The organism is Mucilaginibacter sp. P1_A3, assembly GCF_056406855.1.
In genome coordinates, this window is sequence record NZ_JBFTZJ010000007.1 from 437,717 (window position 1) to 458,533 (window position 20,817).

At 44.1% G+C, this 20,817-nt stretch carries 15 protein-coding genes and 1 tRNA gene; 13 read left to right on the top strand and 3 right to left on the bottom strand.

The features are described 5' to 3' along the window. Nucleotides 1–122 precede the first annotated feature (122 nt). Nucleotides 123–196 (top strand) — tRNA-Asp (locus AC1D0K_RS17325). Nucleotides 197–435: 239 nt separating this feature from the next. Beyond that, nucleotides 436–1,665 carry a site-specific integrase gene (locus tag AC1D0K_RS17330; protein ID WP_477395667.1) on the top strand — a complete coding sequence of 410 codons (1,230 nt, stop codon included), beginning with the start codon at nt 436–438 and terminating at the stop codon, nt 1,663–1,665. 323 nt (nt 1,666–1,988) lie between these two features. On the opposite strand, the gene AC1D0K_RS17335 is transcribed toward AC1D0K_RS17330, so the two are convergent. After that, a complete protein-coding gene (locus AC1D0K_RS17335) occupies nt 1,989–3,197 on the bottom strand; it encodes a hypothetical protein (protein ID WP_477441277.1) in 1,209 nt (402 codons plus the stop codon). Between the two features lie 144 nt (nt 3,198–3,341). Here AC1D0K_RS17335 and AC1D0K_RS17340 point away from each other — a divergent pair, with 144 nt between their 5' ends. The 5 genes from AC1D0K_RS17340 to AC1D0K_RS17360 are packed head-to-tail and all read left to right on the top strand — an operon-like array spanning nt 3,342 to nt 8,787. Beyond that, on the top strand, nt 3,342–4,964 hold the full coding sequence (locus tag AC1D0K_RS17340) for a carboxylesterase/lipase family protein (protein ID WP_477463086.1): 1,623 nt from the start codon (nt 3,342–3,344) through the stop codon (nt 4,962–4,964). A gap of 12 nt (nt 4,965–4,976) precedes the next feature. Then, on the top strand, nt 4,977–5,840 hold the full coding sequence (locus tag AC1D0K_RS17345) for an alpha/beta hydrolase (RefSeq protein WP_477398129.1): 864 nt from the start codon (nt 4,977–4,979) through the stop codon (nt 5,838–5,840). Nucleotides 5,841–5,843: 3 nt separating this feature from the next. Then, nucleotides 5,844–7,139 carry a CitMHS family transporter gene (locus AC1D0K_RS17350; protein ID WP_477398131.1) on the top strand — a complete coding sequence of 432 codons (1,296 nt, stop codon included), beginning with the start codon at nt 5,844–5,846 and terminating at the stop codon, nt 7,137–7,139. Further along, on the top strand, nt 7,140–8,474 hold the full coding sequence (locus AC1D0K_RS17355) for an acyclic terpene utilization AtuA family protein (RefSeq protein ID WP_477441281.1): 1,335 nt from the start codon (nt 7,140–7,142) through the stop codon (nt 8,472–8,474). Further along, nucleotides 8,464–8,787: an AtuA-related protein gene (locus AC1D0K_RS17360; protein ID WP_477398135.1), complete on the top strand. Its 324-nt coding sequence runs from the start codon at nt 8,464–8,466 to the stop codon at nt 8,785–8,787. Before AC1D0K_RS17355 ends, AC1D0K_RS17360 begins: the two co-directional genes overlap by 11 nt. 8 nt (nt 8,788–8,795) lie before the next feature. Here the strand turns inward: AC1D0K_RS17360 and AC1D0K_RS17365 are convergent, their stop codons facing one another. After that, nucleotides 8,796–9,572: an NUDIX hydrolase gene (locus AC1D0K_RS17365; protein ID WP_477398137.1), complete on the bottom strand. Its 777-nt coding sequence runs from the start codon at nt 9,570–9,572 to the stop codon at nt 8,796–8,798. A 121-nt stretch (nt 9,573–9,693) separates the two neighbouring features. Between AC1D0K_RS17365 and AC1D0K_RS17370 the strand changes: the two genes are divergently transcribed. From AC1D0K_RS17370 to AC1D0K_RS17395, 6 genes are all read left to right on the top strand, one after another. Beyond that, nucleotides 9,694–12,198, top strand: coding sequence for a glycoside hydrolase family 2 TIM barrel-domain containing protein (locus tag AC1D0K_RS17370; protein ID WP_477398139.1), 2,505 nt, complete (start codon nt 9,694–9,696; stop codon nt 12,196–12,198). Between the two features lie 19 nt (nt 12,199–12,217). After that, complete coding sequence (locus AC1D0K_RS17375; protein ID WP_477398141.1) at nt 12,218–12,595, top strand: hypothetical protein; 378 nt, start codon at nt 12,218–12,220, stop codon at nt 12,593–12,595. A gap of 35 nt (nt 12,596–12,630) precedes the next feature. After that, complete coding sequence (locus AC1D0K_RS17380) at nt 12,631–14,940, top strand: beta-glucosidase (RefSeq protein ID WP_477398143.1); 2,310 nt, start codon at nt 12,631–12,633, stop codon at nt 14,938–14,940. Continuing rightward, nucleotides 14,937–17,315 (top strand): glycoside hydrolase family 3 C-terminal domain-containing protein, encoded by a 2,379-nt coding sequence (locus AC1D0K_RS17385; RefSeq protein ID WP_477398145.1) that lies wholly within the window; start codon nt 14,937–14,939, stop codon nt 17,313–17,315. The genes AC1D0K_RS17380 and AC1D0K_RS17385 overlap by 4 nt, the downstream gene beginning before the upstream one ends. Before the next feature lie 5 nt (nt 17,316–17,320). Further along, nucleotides 17,321–18,121: an SDR family NAD(P)-dependent oxidoreductase gene (locus AC1D0K_RS17390; protein ID WP_477463087.1), complete on the top strand. Its 801-nt coding sequence runs from the start codon at nt 17,321–17,323 to the stop codon at nt 18,119–18,121. A gap of 128 nt (nt 18,122–18,249) precedes the next feature. After that, complete coding sequence (locus AC1D0K_RS17395) at nt 18,250–19,029, top strand: DUF3667 domain-containing protein (protein ID WP_477396214.1); 780 nt, start codon at nt 18,250–18,252, stop codon at nt 19,027–19,029. Nucleotides 19,030–19,716: 687 nt separating this feature from the next. Here the strand turns inward: AC1D0K_RS17395 and AC1D0K_RS17400 are convergent. Continuing rightward, nucleotides 19,717–20,811 carry an NAD(P)-dependent alcohol dehydrogenase gene (locus AC1D0K_RS17400; protein WP_477396212.1) on the bottom strand — a complete coding sequence of 365 codons (1,095 nt, stop codon included), beginning with the start codon at nt 20,809–20,811 and terminating at the stop codon, nt 19,717–19,719. Nucleotides 20,812–20,817 lie beyond the last annotated feature (6 nt).

Sequence of the window (20,817 nt, forward strand, 5' to 3'; positions counted from 1 at the left end):
GATAAAGAATAATCAGGCGCCGTTTTGCTACAATAAGCAGCATACAAAAACACCCAAAATCACTTTTTTTGAAAAAAGGACTTGTGTAATATAAAATGGTGTGTATATTTGCACACCCAAACGGAGTGGTAGTTCAGCTGGTTAGAATACATGCCTGTCACGCATGGGGTCGCGGGTTCGAATCCCGTCCATTCCGCTAAAAGGGTGTCAAAACCCATCGAGAGCGCTTAAATCAATGATTTAGGCGCTTTTTTTATGCCATAAACGCCCGTTTCATACCAAAGAAAATGGACCCCTCGGTTAGCTATTCGGTTACCTGTCGGAAGTCATTAATTTAGGTAACCGAATAGCTTGCAATTGATTGATTTTGAATGAGTTAAAACACGTTAAATCAATTCAAAATTTATTATTCGGTTCAAATTCAAAATGATGGCTATGAAGAATTCAAGAAGTTTTTCAGTCCTTTTCTGGACAAACAAAGCAAAAGCAGACAGCAACGGCCTGGCTCCCCTGTACGCAAGGGTGACTGTAGATGGCAAACGAGCGGAAATTTCTCTGAAAAAGAAGTTAAATCTTAAAAAATGGGATGCGAAGAGTGGTTTTATGAAGGGCAGCGGAGATGAAGTCCGTATCACGAACAGGTATATCAATGAGGTCAGTAACGATCTCTTCGAGATATATGCTGCACTGAACAGGAATGGCGGATCCATTACTGCCGAAGAGATCAAGAACAAGTTTACCGGACAGGAAGCCCTCCCGCCTCCCGGCAAAACTTTACTGGAAGCATTTGATGAACATAACAGGGATGTGGAAAGTCTTGTAGGCAAAGATTATGTTAAAGGGACGCTGACAAAGTATAAGACGATAAGGGGTAAAGTTGACGAGTATATCAAGTATCAGTACCATAAAGATGACCTGTCACTGGAAGAGCTTGATTTTACCTTTATAAGCAACTTTGAAAGATTCCTGAAAATTCAGGCAGGTATCGAGCATAATACGGTCATGGGATACATTAAACGGGTTAAACGGATCATGACCATAGCCGTCAACAATCGCTGGATATTCTCTAATCCTTTCATGGCCTTTAAATGTACTACACGAAAAATAGCCCGCAACGAACTGACCGAAGGAGAGCTGTTACGTCTGGCTTCAAAAAAATTTAAGATAAAACGCCTGGAAGAAGTCAGAGATTGCTTTCTCTTTAGCTGTTATACTGGCTACGCTTTTGTGGATGCTCAAAAACTTACTCCCGGACATATCATTACACGAAAAGGCGGTGAAATGTGGATCGAGACCCGCAGAACGAAAACGGAGATCACCGCAAATGTTCCATTGCTGCCACAAGCAATAGCCATCATCGACAAATATAAGGATCATGAGCTGTGTATTGTGGCCAACAAACTGCTTCCTATGAAAAGCAATCAGAAAATGAATTCGTATTTAAAAGAAATTGCTGACTTGTGCGATATTGATAAGAATCTGACTACCCACATAGCAAGGCACACATTTGCTACAACCGTTACACTTGGTAATGATGTCCCTATTGAAACAGTCAGTAAGATGCTCGGCCACACCAAGATCACTACGACACAAATTTACGCCAGGGTCCAGGAGAAAAAGATAAGCCGTGATATGCAACAATTAAAAGAAAAATTAGCGGTATAATGATCTTCCTTTTATAAGCTATGATATCATATTAAAAGCAATATGCAAAATTGCATATTGCTTTTAGAAGTTTGTAAAAGATGTTTTATCCAAATTGCAACAGTTCGGAGCCCCCAACCTATTAAATATTACCGGAGTGTGTAGCAATGACAAGACCGGCTAACAACCTGTTCTATATATGTTGATCGTCGAGCGACAATAAAAATAGATTCGAGCCCATTATGGGGAGTTTTTCAGCCTAGCGGTAAGAAAAAATTAACTGACTCGAGATTGCCTCGTTATTACAAATCAGCATCCAAGACATTTATAATTCGAATAATACCTCAATGCGTATTTGTAAAATGTTTAGGCAGCAATAAGGATGTATCATCGGGCCGAGAAAGTAAAATACTTTTCTCGTCGAGTGTTTGTTTCAATCTTTTGTCTCCAATCGTATCCAGCAGTTCATTTTTCAAATAAAAAAAGCGAATTGCATTGCCGGGTGATTGCCATTTAATTATTTTACAACTACAAGCTGCGTTTTGCGGCGTATTTATAATCTCCTCTATCCGTCCCCTTTTGCCTTGTTTGATGAAAAGCTCCCGTATGCCGATGATCCTATTTTTTTTCCCTTGGTCAAAGTTCCAGGAAGCGGATATGACATCCACATAAGGCCTGCCTTCATCCAAACGCATCAATGATAGTTTAGGCGACTCGATGCTATCCCGGGCGTTAACGACATGCGAGTGAATGGAAACCAGCCAGGCTGCCTCAAATTGCATATAGCCCGCATGTTCGAAATTGGACCCGTAACGAATGAATTTGAAGTAACCATCCTGGTATTTTACATCCATGATATTAGAAACAATTTTATGGAACCGCCCGGCATCATACGTCCGGGCCTGCGGCGATCCGGTATAGCACAGCCAGATTCCCTCCAGGCTGTCGATCTCGGCGCTTGAGGGCCGGTAGGGCAAAATGCTTAAATCACGGAAGAGTTTTTTTCCCTTTGAATTTTCTTCAGCCCAAAGAATCCCTCCAACTAATAAAATACTACAAAGCAGGATTACAATTGCCCGATAAGTTTTGATCTTTCTTAACAGCGATAATCTACTGCCTTCAATAGGAAGCACATCAATATTTGGCATCTCAACAGTTGCAGCCTCATCCACTAACCCTGCATCAACTGGTTTTTGTGCAAAACCCTTTCTGCCCTGTCCATACAAATAAATGTAACAGGCATCAACCAAAAATGGGCGTGGGTTCGACACGATCCCATTAATAGCATCTTTTAGCTGACCGCCGGTTATGTCATATTTACGAAATGGGTAAACGGCAGACACATTGTTTTCACCCGGCGGGTAATAATTATGGCAAAACGTTTCACTGGTATTTGGTAGGCTGTTACTGATTTCGCTCAACGTCCGCGCCAGGTCTTCATAATTCTTTCTGTTTGTATTTCGCTTAATACCCTGGCCGGTTGCTGCCTCGTATTTCAGCACCACCTTTGTCAGCAGGTATACAATTTCGTCCTTTCCCGTTTTGAGCTTCATATGATTTTTAGGCATTTCAGGTTTGCTTCCGGTTTCGGAAACGTTTCGGAAATTAAGCGATAAATTTATATACAATTCAGCAATCTAAAAAAAGATGGAATTGATGATGTAAATATAGATTTGTCATTCCTGATAAAACCAATTATGATGAAAAGAAAAACAACACTGTTGTTAATGGCAGCCATCTGCTTTTTAAATTTAACGGCCCTTTGCCAAAGTAACGATCCTATAAAAGCAGGTGAAGGTATTGCGGTCACTTCTACTGATAACGGAAAAGTCAGGGGCTATGTTCATAATGGAATTTTCAGCTTTAAAGGAATCCCCTATGCGGAAGCTGACCGTTTTACGGCACCACGCAAACCCAAAGCCTGGAATGACGAGCGGAGCTCGATGACCTATGGGCCGGTTTGCCCCACCGATCCGACTACGACAGTGAACGATGCGTTTGAATTTGCTTTTAACCACGATTTGGGTTATTCCAATGAGCATTGTCAAACATTGAACGTATGGACGCAGAAATTAAATGACGGGAAGAAACGCCCGGTGATGGTGTGGTTGCATGGCGGCGGCTTTACGGCCGGCTCGTCTATTGAACTGCCATCCTATGACGGGGAGAACCTGGCTAAGAAAGGGGACGTTGTACTTGTTTCGATAAATCACCGGTTGAATGTCCTGGGTTTCCTGGACCTTTCTGCTTATGGGGATAAATATAAAAACTCAGGGAATGCCGGTCTGGCTGATATCGTTGCGGCCTTGCAATGGGTAAAAGACAACATCGCGCAATTTGGCGGCGATCCGGATAACGTCACAATATTCGGGCAGTCGGGCGGCGGCGGAAAGGTAACCTGTATGATGAATACAGCCAGGGCGAAAGGCCTATTTCACAAAGCGATCGTAGAAAGCGGCAGTTATATCACTTCTTTTACTGAAAAATCCATTTCGCAACGGGTTGCGGCAGCTTTACTGGATGAATTACATTTACAGGCTTCCCAGGTCGACTCCCTGCAAAAAATACCCTATGATCAATTGAATGCCGCCGGTAATAGGGCGCTAAGAAAAGTAGGAACAGAGTTGAGAAAAGAAGGAAAACCGGCAAACGTGGGCTGGAACGCGGTACTGGATGGCGATATGTTCCCTAATCAGCCAACCGATCAGGCCGCCATGGACCTTTCAAAAAATATACCGCTGCTGGTGGGTACCACTAAAAATGAGTTTGCAGCTTTCGCGCCGACCCCGAAGGGCCAAACCATAGAAGATGTGAAGGTTATTTTACAGAAAAAATATGGCGACCAGACCGACGCATATATGGCAGCTGTGAAGCAAGCTTACCCAAATACCAGCAAGCCGTTTGAATACAATGATATCGAATTCGGTTTTCGCTCATTAGCCATCAAACAAGCCGATCAAAAATCCGGTTTAAGCGGTGCGGCACCGGTTTACATGTACCTGTTTACCTGGCAGTCTCCGGTTAATGATGGCAGGTACAAAGCTATGCATTGTATGGATATCGCTTTCCAGTTTGATAATATACGCCGCTGCGAGGAAATGACCGGCGGTGGCAAGGATGCCTATGCACTTGCTACGAAAATAAGCAGTGCTTGGATCAGTTTTGCCCGGAGTGGTAATCCCAATACGCCAGGTTTGCCAAAATGGCCCGCCTATACGTCTGCAAATGGTGCAACAATGATCCTGGATAACAAATGTGAAATGCGTGATCACCCGGATGCCGAACTGCTTAAAATAGTCAATGCTCCAAAAAAACAATAAAAATTATCAACGATGAGAAGACTCTGCTATGTTTTTGCGCTCGCCATGTTTTGCAGCCCTTTATGCTATGCTTCAAAGGTGGATACCGTTGAGATACCGAGCGCGGCGATGAATAAAACTTACAAGGCTGCTATCGCGTTCCCGGATAGTTATTACAAAACCAAAAAGGATTTCCCGGTACTTTACTTGTTGCACGGCGGCTTTGGGCATTTCAACGACTGGCTGCTGAAAACGCCCGATAAGATGCTGGTGCGCAACCTGGCCGACCAATACAATATGATTATTGTAATGCCGGAAGGAGAAATATTCAGTTATTATATCGATAGCCCGGTTGATCCCAACAGCAAATTTGAAACCTATATTATAAAAGAGGTCGTTCCTTTTATCGACAGCAAATACCACACGGTCAAAGACAAAAAGGGACGGGTAATCACCGGCTTATCCATGGGCGGTTATGGTTCGCTTTACCTTTCTACCCGCCATCCCGAGTTATTTGCGGCGGCCGGCAGCATGAGCGGGGCGCTCGACCCGAATATGACCACCTGGAACCTGACCCCGGAACGGTTTAATGGGCTTACAAAGTTTCTGGATAAAATAATGGGGCCGATGACGCCGGATAGTTACCTGCCTTATTCTGTGGTAAATATGGCTGATCAAATCAGAAAAAACGGATTGCCCATCGTAATGGATATCGGGGTAGAGGATTTTCTGCTTGAACCCAACCGCGAATTGCACCGGCGCCTGGTATATAACCATACCCTGCATGATTATACAGAACGGCCAGGCGGCCATACCTGGGAATTCTGGCAGGATGCCTTGCCTTACCAGGTTTTGTATTTTAGTAAACGTTTAAAAGCCAATGGCGTAATGCTCTAATCTATGCTATCCATCCTCGGCTTTTTAACCATCTGTGTCTTTTTAGGGTTGATCCTGACCAGGCGCCTATCGGTATTGCTTTCATTGATCCTGGTACCGGTTTTATTTGCATTGATCGGTGGTTTTGGGGCGAAAGAAATAGGCGAAATGGTACTGGGCGGGATCAAACAGGTAGCACCCACTGGCATCCTGTTGATCTTTGCCGTATTATACTTTAGCCTAATGATTGATACCGGGTTATTTGACCCGGTGATCAGGGGCATTATTAACCTTGCCAAAGGCGACCCGTTGAAAATTACCCTGGGAACCGCCATTTTGGCCATGCTGGTTCACCTGGATGGAGATGGTACGGCCACTTTTATGATCACCATCACTGCTTTATTCCCTATTTACAAAAAGTTGGGGATGAAAAAGCTGATACTCCCCTGCATCGTCGCGCTCAGTGCGGGCGTTATGCATTTGGTGCCCTGGTCGGGCACTGTAGCCAGAGCTTTAAATGTGATGAAAACTGACCCTGCACATTTGATCATTCCGATTCTCCCGTCCATGATCGGCGGAATTCTTTGGGTGTTATTTGTGGCATTTTGGCTTGGCAAAAAAGAGCGTAAGCGTTTAGGCGTTGTTCATCTGGATTACGATCACCACCAGGAACTTTCTGACGAACAAAAAGAAAGCCGCCGGCCCGCATTATTCTGGTTCAATGCGGTTCTGACCATCGTTTTGATCGCGGCGCTTATTTTGTCGCTGGCGCCGCCATCGGCTTTATTCATTATCGGTTTTGCCGTAGCGATACTGGTTAACTATCCCTCGCAGGCCGAACAAAGAAAAAGGATACAGGCACATGCAGCCAATGTATTTTCTGTTTCCATCATAGTATTTGCGGCAGGGGTATTTTCCGGTATTCTTACGGGAACCAAAATGATTGATGCCATGGCATTATCGATGGTTTCCATCATTCCCAAAGAGCATGCAGGTTATTTGCCGGCATTGGTCGGCGTCACCAGTATGCCATTGAGTTTGGTTTTTACCCCCGATGCCTATTATTTTGGCGTAATCCCGGTTTTAAAAACGGCGGCCACCCATTATGGCATAAATTCCATAGAAATAGGTCGGGCAGCAATTTTAGGACAGATGACAACGGGTTTCCCGTTAAGCCCCTTAACCGCCTCAACTTTTGTTTTAGTGGGATTGTCGGAGGTTGAATTGTCAGATCACCAGAAATTCACTTTCAAATGGGCCTTCGGTACCACTATAATTATGACCATAATAGCAATAGCATTTGGGGCGATAAGCATATAAATGAAACAGAGAGATAAAGTCCGTATAGGTTGTGGTGCAGGTTTTTCGGGAGACCGGCTCGAACCCGCCGTGATCTTAGCCGAAAAGGGTGATTTGGATTACCTGGTGCTGGAGTGCCTGGCCGAACGTACCATCGCGTTAGCTCAAAAAAGGAAAGCGACAGACCCGGCGCAAGGGTATGATCCGCTGCTGGAGCGACGCATAGCGTTGCTGTTGCCCTTGCTAAAAAAAAATAAAATCCGCCTCATCACCAATATGGGGGCGGCAAATCCGGTCGCGGCAGCGGGTAAAATTATTGAAATAGCAAAAAGACAAGGCATCTCCATCAAAGTAGCGGCAGTTACCGGCGACGATGTTTTGAAATCTATCAGCGGCGATGAGATCGCTATGGAAACAGGCAATCCTATTTCCCGGTCAGGACAAGTCATTTCAGCGAATGCCTATTTAGGTGCGGATGCTATTTTACCAGCGCTGGAAACAGGCGCCGATATTATCATAACCGGGCGTGTTGCCGATCCATCGTTATTTGTCGCGCCACTGGTACATGAGTTTGGCTGGTCTTTGGATGATACTGATATCATTGCTAAAGGAACTGTAATTGGGCACCTGATGGAATGTGCGGGCCAAATAACCGGCGGCTATTTTGCTGATCCGGTTAAAAAGCCAATGGAGAATATGAGCACATTGGGGCATCCGTTTGCAGATGTTTGCCCGGATGGCAACGCAACCATAAGCAAAGTTGATGGAACGGGAGGAAGTATAACCTTAGCAACGGCTAAAGAACAACTACTGTACGAGGTAACAAATCCCCATCAATATATGACACCCGATGTGTCAGCAGATTTCACCACAGTTTATTTGAAACAGGATGGAAAAGATCGTATCAAGGTGACTGGCGGTAATGGCAACAAAAAACCATCGACACTAAAGGTTAGTATTGGGTATAAAGCAGGTTTTACAGGAGAAGGCCAAATTACTTATGCTGGTGCAAATGCATTGGAAAGAGCCCGGTTAGCGGGTGAAATAATTCAGCAAAGATTAGTTGATCAATTCCCCGATCTAAGAATCGACTTTATCGGCCATACGTCGGTTCATTCCACTTCGCTGGCAAATGGCTATCAGCCTTATGAAGTACGTTTACGCATTGCCGGCAAGGCCAATACCGCTAATGAAGCAGCCACTATAGGCGAAGAAGTGGAAGCACTTTACACCAATGGCCCGGCTGGTGGCGGAGGAGTTCGGAAATATGTAAATGAAGTGATTGGTATTGTATCGATTCTGATCGACAGAAACAAAACAAAGCCATCAATAAAAGTGAAAAGTTATGAGCATTAAACTTTATGATATAGCGCACAGTCGCGCGGGAGATAAAGGCAACACATTGATTTTATCGCTGATACCTTATGAAGAAAAGGATTATCAACTGCTCTGTAATCTGGTTACTGCGGATAAAGTGAAGGAACATTTCAAAGAGGTCATACATGGCGAAATAGTCCGGTATGAGCTTCCTAATATTTGCGCGCTGCAGTTTGTATGCCTGCAGGCTTTGGCAGGCGGCGTTACTACTTCCTTAGTGATGGATACCCACGGCAAAACCTTAAGTTATGCACTGCTGGAGATGAATCTTGAATTGCCAGAAACTGCCTGATATTAGCTTTAAAACACCAACGACACTCCGCTTTTTAGACCTTCCTGATAGCGTTCCTTATCAAACTTGTAAAGGAAGGGCGACCTATGCCTTCCTATTTTGCGGGTTTCGTCTAATTTAGTAACGATTTTAGTCAGCAACAGTTTTTTGGTGAAGTTACGATCATCAAGTGATTTACCCAATATGGTTTCATAAAGGCTGTGGATCTCGGGTAAGGTGAATTTCTCCGGTAATAACTCGTAGCCGATTGGAAAGTGGGCGATGTGCAACCGCAAAGCAGATAATGCTTCATTGATGATATGCCCGTGATCAAACATCATGGGCGGCAGTTCATTAACCGGCCACCATCTGGAATCTGCCTCCAGTTCCCCTTTCGTGGATTCTACTTTCGAAAACTCGGTAAGCGTGTAGAACGCTACGGAAACAAAATAGTCAAAGATCCATGAATCCGCCGGAAGGTCAAAACCTGTTATTTTCTCAATAAATTGGGGTGTAAAGCCATTATCGATTACACGCTGAGGGTTCCCGAATGAACCGAATTGCTTCAGGTAAAGACCTTTGATACCAGTGCGGTCAAAAGCAATTCTGCTGGCGGCATCTTCGATGGACTCTGTTTTTTTGATGTACCCACCCGTCACTGTCCATTTTTCTAAAGTGTAAGGTTGTTGCAGCAGTACTTTTAATTCTTTTTCATGATACCCAAAAATTACATTGTCTACAGCTACGTTCCTGAGGAATTGGTCGGAATATTCGGAGTAACTGGCGAAGCCTGGGGGTATAATCATGATTCAAATTTGCTGTCCAAAGATACAAAAATTATTAATTCCGTTAAAAATACGGAATTAATTTGGATATATGAAAGTGTCGCCATACCTTTATTCCGTTTTTAATACGGAATAAAAAATTATGAAAAGCATCCAATTCTTTTTTATTTTACTTGCCTTGCTATTGTCAGCTGGAATTACCCGCGCTCAGAGGAGCGGTGAAATATCATTTGACAACAATTGGCGTTTCAGAAAAGACACCTTAAATGGTGCACAAAATCCGGCGTATAACGATTCGGGTTGGCGTATTTTAAACTTGCCGCACGACTGGAGCATTGAAGATCTCCCAAATCAAAAAGAAGGTGAAGTTCAGGGACCTTTTACCAAAACATCCGTGGGCAAAGCCGCGACAGGATTTACCGAAGGTGGGATCGGCTGGTATCGTAAAACTTTTACTTTAAACAATAATTACAAAGGAAAAAAAACATATATCCTGTTTGACGGCGTCTACATGGATGCGGACGTCTGGATCAACGGGCACCATTTAGGCAATCATCCTTATGGCTATACGTCATTTTCTTATGACCTTACTAATTATTTAACAACCAATGGCAAATCAAATGTAATTGCCGTGCGGGCTAAGAATTTAGATAAGAATAGCCGCTGGTATTCAGGCTCGGGTATTTATCGTCACGTCTGGTTGTTGGCTGTCAATCCAATCCATACAAAACTTTGGGGGAATTATATCACGACACCCGAAGTCTCAAAGGATAAGGCAACAGTAAAAGTTCAAACTTCGATAGAAAACAAATCATCAAAACAAAAGGCAGTAATTGTAAAACTCGATCTGCTTAATCCTTCAGGCCAGGTTGTGGCTTCACGAAAAATGCCGCTGACCGTCTCGGCTGATAGCAGCGCTGACTTAACTCAAAACTTGATCGTTATCGATCCAAAACTGTGGCAATTGGATAATCCAATGTTATATAAGGCCAGGGTAACGCTGACCGCGGACAACAAAACAATCGATCAAACGATCACGCCTTTCGGTATTCGCAGCCTGCAATTTGATGGGCAAAAGGGCCTCCTGCTTAACGGACAAGTGATAAAATTGAAAGGCGGATGCATTCATCATGATCTCGGCCCTTTGGGAGCAGCCAGTTTTGATTGTGCTGAAGAAAGAAAAATAGAACTGATAAAAAACGCTGGGTACAACGCAATTCGCCTGAGTCATAACCCGGCTTCACCAGCATTGCTTAATGCCTGTGACCGCCTGGGCATATTGGTACTCGACGAAGCCTTTGATATGTGGGAACTACCAAAAAATCCACAGGACTATCACCTTTATTTCAAAGATTGGTCGCAAAAGGATTTGGCCTCCATGATCCTACGTGACAGAAACCATCCATCAGTGATGATGTGGAGCATTGGTAATGAAATTTATGAAGCCCCTGACTCATCGGGCATTCAAAATGCAAAGCGACTTTCAAATGAGGTCAGAAGACTTGATCCAACAAGGCCAGTTACTGATGCCATCGTTTTCCTACCACCCTATACCAAAAAACCGTGGAAGGATTATGAGGCGCATGTAGCCAACCTCGATGTTGATGGCTACAATTACTTCCTTGACCCATCTATTTATTTTCAAAGGGACAGCGCGACCCTCCACAGGTTCGAGACCGAACGGGCCAAACACCCCAATAAGTTGTATATGTCAACAGAATATCTTCCAAATGCAGCATTGGAAAACTGGGATGCGACTGAAAAATATCCCTGGTTCCTGGGCGGGTTTTGCTGGACGGCTATGGATTATATAGGTGAGGCCGGAATAGGTAAATCGATACTGGTTCCTGAATCTCAAAAGTTACCAACGGGGCTGATGGGTATGGGCTTGTTCTACCGCAACAACTGGCCGGTATTTAATGCCTACTGCGGCGATCTTGACCTGATCGGCGACCGCAAAGCGGAATCCTATTATAAGAATGTAGTATGGCGCAACAGCCCGATAGAACTTCTGGTGCACCGCCCGATTCCTGAGGGACAGAAGGAAGTGATAGCTACCTGGGGCATGCCGGACGAAATCAAATCATGGACCTGGCCCGGCCGAGAGGGCAAGAAAATACAGGTTGACGTATATACGCGTAGCAAAACCGTAAAACTTGAACTAAACGGGAAGGTGATCGCGGAGCAGACTGTTCCTGAGGGATCGATTACGGCGACATTCGAGGTCGAGTATCAGCCCGGAACATTGGTAGCTAAAAGTTATGACAATGGAAAGGAAACCTGCTCAAGCGTATTGTCCACCACTGGCAAACCAACTGCAATCCGGCTTATTGCTGATCGTAAAATAATAAAGTCAGATCAGAACGACCTTTCATTTATAAGTGTCCAGATTGTTGACAGCAAAGGTAATGTTGTTCCTTCAGTCGATGACACAGAAATCAATTTTAAACTTTCAGGCAATGCGACGATTGCTGCTGTTGGGAATGGTAACCCATCGGATATGTCCAGTTTTCAGCAGCCGCATAAAAAGGTTTATCAGGGCAGAGCACAGGTGATCCTTAAGTCATCATCGAAACGAGGCCTTGCGACTTTAACAGCCTCGGCTCCCGGATTAAAAGAAAATACTATTCAAATAAAAATCAATTGAACATAAAAAATAAAAGATCATGAAAAAGTTAAGCTTCGTTTTTACAGTAATCGTCGGACTATTTATCTCCGTAAATGTTAACGCTCAAACCAAACCGGATTATTATCCAGGCAAGTGGAATGTCCTTGTGATGGGCACCCCTAACGGCGACTCTAAGATGACTTTCATTCTCGAAAGGAAGGATGGCAAGTTAACCGGCGCTGTGCAGGATTCAACCGGTAAGGAAATAACTAAAATTACTTCTATAGAGGAGAAAGATAAAACCGCAACCTTAGCATTTACTGTTCAAAGTTATGATGTTACACTTTCGCTTGACCCGGTAGATGACGACCATGTAAAAGGCAGCCTGATGGGCATGTTTGACGCAAAAGGAGTACGTGTAAAGGAAAATAAATAACCTGAATAATTTAACCACATTCCTAAGTAGTTACCATGAAAACTGTACAGTTTCGTCAAGTTATTGCCGTTGCCTTTTTATTGGTTGGCCATGCCGCATTTTCACAGGAAAAGTTACCCCAACTGGGGCATGCCCCGGTTAGTGAGATCGTTAAGTTGATGACACTTAAGGAAAAAGCGTCTGTAGTTGCCGGAACCGGCATGCGCTTCCAGGGCCACGGCACCGTCATTGGAGAAGCCGACGGACGTGTACCTGGTGCTGCCGGAAATACCATGAGCATTAATCGTTTCGGCATTCCGGGTACGGTTCTTTCTGACGGGCCTGCCGGAGTACGTATCGATCCTTTTCGCAAAGGTGATAGTACGAAATCTTATTATGCGACGGCCTGGCCGGTTGGCACCTTACTGGCTTCTTCATGGGACACGACTTTGGTTAAAAAGGTTGGCGTAGGATTTGGTAATGAAATTAAAGCGTATGGCGTAGATGTGATCCTGGCACCCGGTATGAACATTCAGCGCAACCCATTGAATGGCCGCAACTTCGAATATTTTTCGGAGGACCCCTATGTTTCCGGATATATGGCTGCGGCTATGGTAAATGGCATCCAATCAAACGGGGTAGGCACCTCTATAAAGCATTTCGCAGCTAACAACCAGGAGAGCAACCGTAATGCGGTAAATGCGATCATCAGTGAGCGGGCGCTTAGGGAATTATACTTGCGCAGTTTTGAGATCGCTGTTAAGCGGTCGCAGCCAATGACGGTGATGAGTTCCTATAATAAGATCAATGGAACCTATACTTCTGAAAGCAATGACTTACTGACCAAGATACTGCGTGAAGAATGGGGATTTAAAGGCATGGTAATGACGGACTGGTTCGGCGGTAAAGATCCTGTTGCTCAAATGAAAGCCGGCAATGACCTGCTTGAACCAGGTACACCCGGGCAGCAACAAGCTATTATTGATGCCGTAAAAAATGGAACGTTAGACGTCAAAGTGCTCGATCAAAATGTGGAGCGGGTATTATTGTACATCCTTAAAACTCCCTCGTTCAGAAAATATCAATATTCTAACACACCCGATCTTAAGTCACACGCAACCTTATCCAGGAATGCGGCAGCGGACGGCATGGTACTATTAAAAAATGACAATTCCGCTCTTCCGCTAAACAAAAGCCAGAAAGTGGCATTGTTTGGTATCGGATGCTACAAACCGGTGATTGGTGGAACTGGAAGCGGAGCCGTTGTGGTAGCTTACACTGTTGCTCTTGAAAAAGGCCTTTCCCAAATCGGCTATGTGTCCGATACGGCTTTGAAAACGATTTATGTTACCCAGATCAAAGCTGACCTGAAAACGCACCCCGAAAAAAACATGGTATTGGGTAGCCCGCATTTGGTGCCGGAGCCTGAATTAACAGCGACAGATATCAGCTCTGCAGCAGACCAGGATGATATCGGTATTTTTACCATCAGGCGGAACGCCGGTGAAGGCGCTGACCGAAAAGTGGAAGATTTTTATCTTTCAGAAGCCGAGAAAACACAACTAAAAGCTGTGGGTGATGCTTTCCACGCCAAAGGGAAAAAGCTGATAGTTGTATTGAATATTGGTGGCGCCATAGAAATGGAAAGCTGGAGCAAAAATGTTGATGCCATTTTATTAGCCTGGCAACCCGGACTGGAAGCAGGAAACGCTATTGCCGATGTTTTGAGCGGAGCGGTTGATCCATCAGGCAAGCTGGCAACAACTTTCCCGGTTAAATATGAAGATGAGCCATCTGCAAAAAGTTTTCCGGGTACACCCGCTAACCGCCCGGCTGAAAGTATATACGACGAAGGAATATATGTTGGCTACCGGTATTTTAATACATTCAGCGTAAAGACCTCGTATCCGTTTGGCTATGGCCTAAGCTATACCAGATTTGCCTACAGTAATCTAAAATTGAGTGCGGCTACCTTCAGCAAAAAACTAACTGCAACAGTTACCGTCACCAATTCCGGAAAAGTTGCAGGTAAAGAGGTTGTGCAACTTTATTTAAGCGCCCCGCATAAAACATTGGACAAACCTTCAGAGGAATTGAAGGGATTTGGCAAAACAAGGTTACTTCAGCCTGGTGCCTCACAAACACTAACTTTTACAATTGATCCTAAAAATCTTGCTTCTTTTAATACTGAAAAGTCAAGCTGGATAGCTGATGCCGGAAAGTATATCGTAAAGATCGGGGCTTCGAGCGAGGATATCAGAATGACTAAGCCATTTGCATTAGCTAAAACCTTGATCGTTGAAAAGGATCATAAAGCAATTGTTCCACAGGTCACCATCAATGAATTAAAAAAACTGACAAAATGATACCATCAAAAAAAATATCATCCAATATCCTCTTGTTTTTATACGTTTGCGGATTTTCGTTATCGGTTCGGGGACAGCAATCGACAAAGTTGCCACAGTTGGGAAAGTCTTCTGTAAAGGAAGTGATTGCCGCTATGACGCTTGAGGAAAAAGCTTCGTTGGTTGTGGGTGGAGGACTCAATATCCCACCTGCAATGAGGAAGAATAAAATGTTTGCCGGCATGGTTGCAGAGCCGGGTACTTTAGCAGCAAATACGGTTAACCCCATCCCGGGTACTGCCGGAAACACGATTGCGATACCGAGGCTGGGTATACCCTGTATCGTGGTAAACGATGGCCCGGCAGGCTTACGCATGATAGGGGGCTTTGGGGGACAGAAGTATGAATGCACGGCGTTCCCGGTAGGTACGCTGTTAGCATCAAGTTGGGATAAAGATCTGATCTTTAAGACCGGGCAAGCGTATGGCAATGACGTATTGGAATATGGGGTCGATATATTGCTCGCACCTGGCATGAACATACAGCGAAATCCGTTATGCGGCAGGAATTTCGAATATTATTCTGAAGACCCATTGTTATCAGGCACCATAGCTGCTGCCATGGTAAACGGCATTCAGTCGCAGGGAGTAGGCGTATCCATAAAACATTTTGTTGCGAACAATCAGGAGACAGACCGTCAAACCGTAAACACGATTGTAAGCCAGCGGGCACTTCGCGAGATATATCTTGAAGGTTTCAGGGTCGCATCCAGGGAATCACACCCATGGACCGTCATGTCCTCCTACAATTTACTAAACGGAAAATACACATCCGAAAACTCCGATCTGCTAACTACAGTATTAAGAAAAGAGTGGGGCTACAACGGGCTTGTGATGAGCGATTGGGGTGCCGGAAAAGACGCAGTTGCTCAGATGAAAGCAGGCAACGATCTGCTGATGCCCGGCCCTAACCAGGTTAGCACCATAATACAAGCTGTTAAAGATGGCAAATTGGATGAGAAGGTGCTCGACAGAAATGTGGAAGATATCCTTAATCTTATTGTCAAGACACCCCGTTTCAAAAACTACAAGTATTCAAATAAGCCTAATACCGTAGCAAATGCAGCAATGTCGCGAAAGGCGGCTACCGAGGGAATGATCTTACTGAAAAACACCGATAGTGCGCTTCCGTTTACCGAAAAAACAAAAAGTGTAGCCCTGTTTGGAAATACTTCATACCAGGCATACATAGGAGGTTCAGGCAGCGGCTATGTAGCCGTAGCTTATTCCGTAAACTTAATAGATGGTTTGAAGAATGCTGGTTATGTAACCGACGAATCCCTGAAAGAAAAATACAAGACCTATATGACGAAAAATGCTCCCAAAGGTGGCGATATGATAGCGAACATAATGGGTGGCAAAAAACGTGCGCCTGAGATGCCTGTAGCAGACTCGCTGGCTGAAGAAATGGCTGGGAAATACGATATAGCGATTTTTACCCTTGGGCGCAACTCGGGAGAGGGTGAAGACAGAAAATTGGATAACGATTTTAATCTTTCGGATGCAGAAACGGCTTCAATAAACACTATTTGCAAGGCATTTCATGCCAAAGGGAAAAAGGTTATTATAGTACTTAATATCGGCGGGATTATAGAAACAGCCAGTTGGAAAAGCAACCCTGACGCCATATTGCTTGCCTGGCAGCCAGGGCTTGAAGCGGGAAACGCTATTACAGACTTACTCAGCGGCAAAGTAAATCCTTCCGGTAAACTGGCGCAAACGTTCCCTATATCTTATGCTGATGTTCCATCGGTGAAGAACTTTCCCGGTATTGAAGTAAAAGATGATTCGACCATAAAAAGAAAAGTGGTTTATGAAGAAGGTATTTATGTAGGTTATCGCTATTATAACACCTTTAAGGTGAAACCTGCCTATGAATTTGGCTATGGTTTATCTTATACCAATTTTACCTACAGCAACCTCAAATTGAGTTCAAAATCATTCACCGGCAAGATCGCGATAAGTGTTGACGTAAAAAATACAGGAAAAGTTGCCGGAAAAGAAGTTATACAGGTTTACCTGAAAGCACCCAAAGGAGATCTGGATAAACCTGCGGAAGAATTGAAGGGGTTTGCTAAAACCGGATTATTAAAACCAGGCGAATCGCAGACACTCACTTTTACTATCAATGCTAAAGACCTTGCTTCGTTCAACACAGACCAATCGGCCTGGGTCGCGGATCCGGGACGATATGAAGTAAGGATCGGCGCTTCCAGCGAGGATATTAAACAAACTACGTCGTTTACATTGAATAGAAGAACGATCGTTGAAAAAGTTACCAGGGTGCTGATGCCTCCAATGGCCGTTGCTGAGCTTAAAAGTCCAAATCAAGAATAACGAAAATGAAAGCTAAGAACAAAACGATAATAGTTACCGGAGGCGGCAGCGGTATGGGCCGCGAACTTGTGCTGAACCTGCTGGCAAAAGGTGCAAAAGTAGCTGCGATAGACATCAACGAAAAGACTTTGCAGGAAACTGCAGCATTGGCGGGTGACAGGAATGTAAATTTAAGCCTGTTTGTGACCGATATTACAGATAGAGCGGGGGTGGAAGGCTTATTAGAGAAAGTGATAAGCAAGTTCGGTGCGGTGGACGGTATTATTAACAACGCCGGTATCATTCAGCCGTTTATCAAAGTAAATGACCTCAGCTACGAGGTGATCGAACGGGTGATGAATATCAACTTTTACGGTACGCTTTATTTGATCAAGACTTTTCTGCCACACCTGCTTACCAGGCCTGAAGCGCATATTGTCGACATATTCAGCATGGGTGGTTTTTTACCGGTCCCGGGTCAAACCATTTACGGTGCATCCAAGGCAGCTGTAAAATTGCTGACAGAAGGACTTCATTCCGAATTGTCGGGCACGAATGTAAGAGTGACTGTAGTATTTCCAGGCGGTGTTAGCACCAATATCMTRTCCAATTCGGGCCTTGCCGACCGACTGCCCTCTTCCCCAGAAGGGGCGCAGAAGATTCTTTCTGCTGATAAGGCCGCAGCGATGATTATCGCAGGGATGGAGCAAAACCGTTACCGGGTGTTAGTGGGCAAGGATGCTAAAATACTGGACCTCCTTTATCGCTTGAACCCTGCGTATGCGGCAGGACTGATCGCAAAGAAAATGGGTGCATTACTTTCTTGAAAATAAAGATAATTCATATTCGATCATGGATACAAAGAACCGGTGTTTACCGGATGTGATCATTAATTAACTCAATACAAAATCGTAAGTTTAAGCATTGTTAGCTCAAAGCTGAACAAAGAAAGCAAATGGGAAAAACGTTGAAAAAAACTGCTCATAAAATAAATACTACGATCATTTGCAAAAACTGTGGTGGCCAGGTATCGGGCAATTTTTGTAGTAGTTGTGGACAACGGGCAGACACCCAGAGACTGAACATGCATTTTATTTTGCATGAGCTGCAACATGGACTGATTCATTTTGATAAAGGGGTTCTGTACACTGCTAAGCAGCTTCTGACAAGACCCGGTCACACTATCCGCGAGTTTTTGGAAGGAAAAAGAGTCAGGCATTTTCAACCACTATCCTTTGATATTGTGCTTGCCACTTTTTATGGATTACTCTGGCATTACTTAATTTTCGACCGGCTTCACGCGAGTCTAATTGACCCCAGAAAGGACATAACAAGGGATTCCGGGAAAATCATTACCTGGATAACTGAGCATTTTGCTTTTGACGGTCTGATCCTGATCATAACCAGCACCATGGTTTCCTATGTCATTTTTAAAAAACGGAAATATAATCTTGCAGAACACCTCGTTTTGAATACATACTTAATGGGATTGTTTTTAATTGTTAGCCTACTCGTTTTCCCCATTGTTTATATTTTCGGTAACCCATTAACTCTCCAATATGGCATAGTTCAACAGTTTTTTTTACTCATTTTAATGTGCTGGTGTTATTCCCAGTTCTTCAACAATACTTCGAAAGCTAAGATAATCGGCCTCACTTTAGGCGCCTTTTTTATTATTTCGCTTCTAAATCTGGCTATTGGATATTTTGCCGGTTGGATTGTAACGCAGTTTTAGGGGCAGAAATAAAAAATGAAGTATTACAAATACTAGAAATAAAAGATTTATAAAAATGGCTTCAATTATTCATTTGATTTTGTGGCAAAGTGGATCCCCGGGGGAATTGACCCCTCTGAATTTCATTTGAGACTCGTGCCAAATCTGCAAACTAATAAGTAAATGATTCGAATTTAGTCCTGCTGGGACTCAAGGTAGATAGGAGAGCCCTATGGGATTCGAACCGTCATTAAGCAACTTATAATTCGCTTAAAATCTTTAATTGCACTACTAAATGGTTCGAATTATGTCCAGTCAGGGGAGCAAAAGCCGATGAGCTAAAAACTTGGCTGCTTTGTTATTAATATCGCAAAATACTCACGTTGTTGATGCTCTGCGTTCCCATCTTTTTAAAATTTGGCCCGCGTAATGTTCGAGCCCAGTTCAGTGTTTAACTGACATATGGTAGTAATTGATTCTGAAAGCAATCATTTAAAGAAACTCATTTTATAGGTTACTAATGTTGCTTTAATTTCTGAACGCGATTTTATTACTCCTGATTACAGCTACATTTTGGTTTTCATAGCAACGCATAGACGGTGTTGATAACCAACGTTTTCGTTACTGCTTATAATTTGAGTCTGCGAAAGTAAGAGCTAAACGTAAAAGCAGCTTTCCGGTTATGGAAAGTTGCTTAACTATAATCTTTTAACTAATTCTAATAACCGGTTTGATAGTTACCCCTTTTTCTGAATCCTCCGCGGCCTGATTGATTTCTTCGAAAGGATACACCTTAATCAGTTTATCGAACGGAAACTTGCCTTCCCGGTAGAGCGCGACCAGCTTGGGTATAAAGATATCAGGTATACTATCGCCTTCCACGATACCTTTAACGTGCAAGCCCTTTGCCACGATGTAATTGGCATCCAAATCAAGCGTCCTGGCCGAGGCACCTACAATTCCGCATATGCCATTGGATACCAAAGACAGTACCGCATTGTTGATCACGTCTGTCCTTCCTGTGGTATCAAATGCGTAATCCGCTCCGTATTCGACGATAGCCTTAATGCTGGCCACCACATCTTCAGTTTTACTATTGATAACATGGGTGGCACCCAATTCTTTAGAAAATTCAAGTCGCGCTTCGTTAATATCGACAGCTATAATAGTAGTACATCCTACAACCGCTGCCGCCATGACTGCAGACAGGCCTACCGCACCGGTGCCAAACACAGCGATGCTGGAACCGGCTTGCGGATGCAATGCATTCAAAACCGCACCCGCACCGGTCTGGATGCCGCAGCCCAGCGGCCCGAGGATTTCCAGCGGGGCTTCCTTATCTACCTTGATCACGTTGTTTTCCGGTGCAATTGCATAAGTACCAAAAGAAGATTGCGAAAAGAAGTTATCGTTCAAATCGCGTCCCCCCGTATGATGGGCATGGGACCCGTCCAGGCGACAACCGCTGAAGTTCAGTTCACCAAAATAATAGCAATAGGAAGGCAAGCCCTTTAAACAATTCGGGCACTTGCCGCAGAATCCGAAGGTCATTACTACGTGATCTCCGGCTTTAACTTTAGTCACGTCCTGCCCAACGGCCTCCACAATACCTGCGCCCTCGTGACCAAGTACGATTGGTAAGGGAGATTTGAAGATCTGGTCTCTGACAGCCATATCTGTATGGCACATTCCCGTTGCAATCACCCGAATAAGCACCTCGTTATGTCGAGGCTCGTCCAACTCCATCTTTTCCAATTGAAAGTCGCCCCCTTTTTCTCTGATTACGGCTGCTGTGATTTCCATATTACT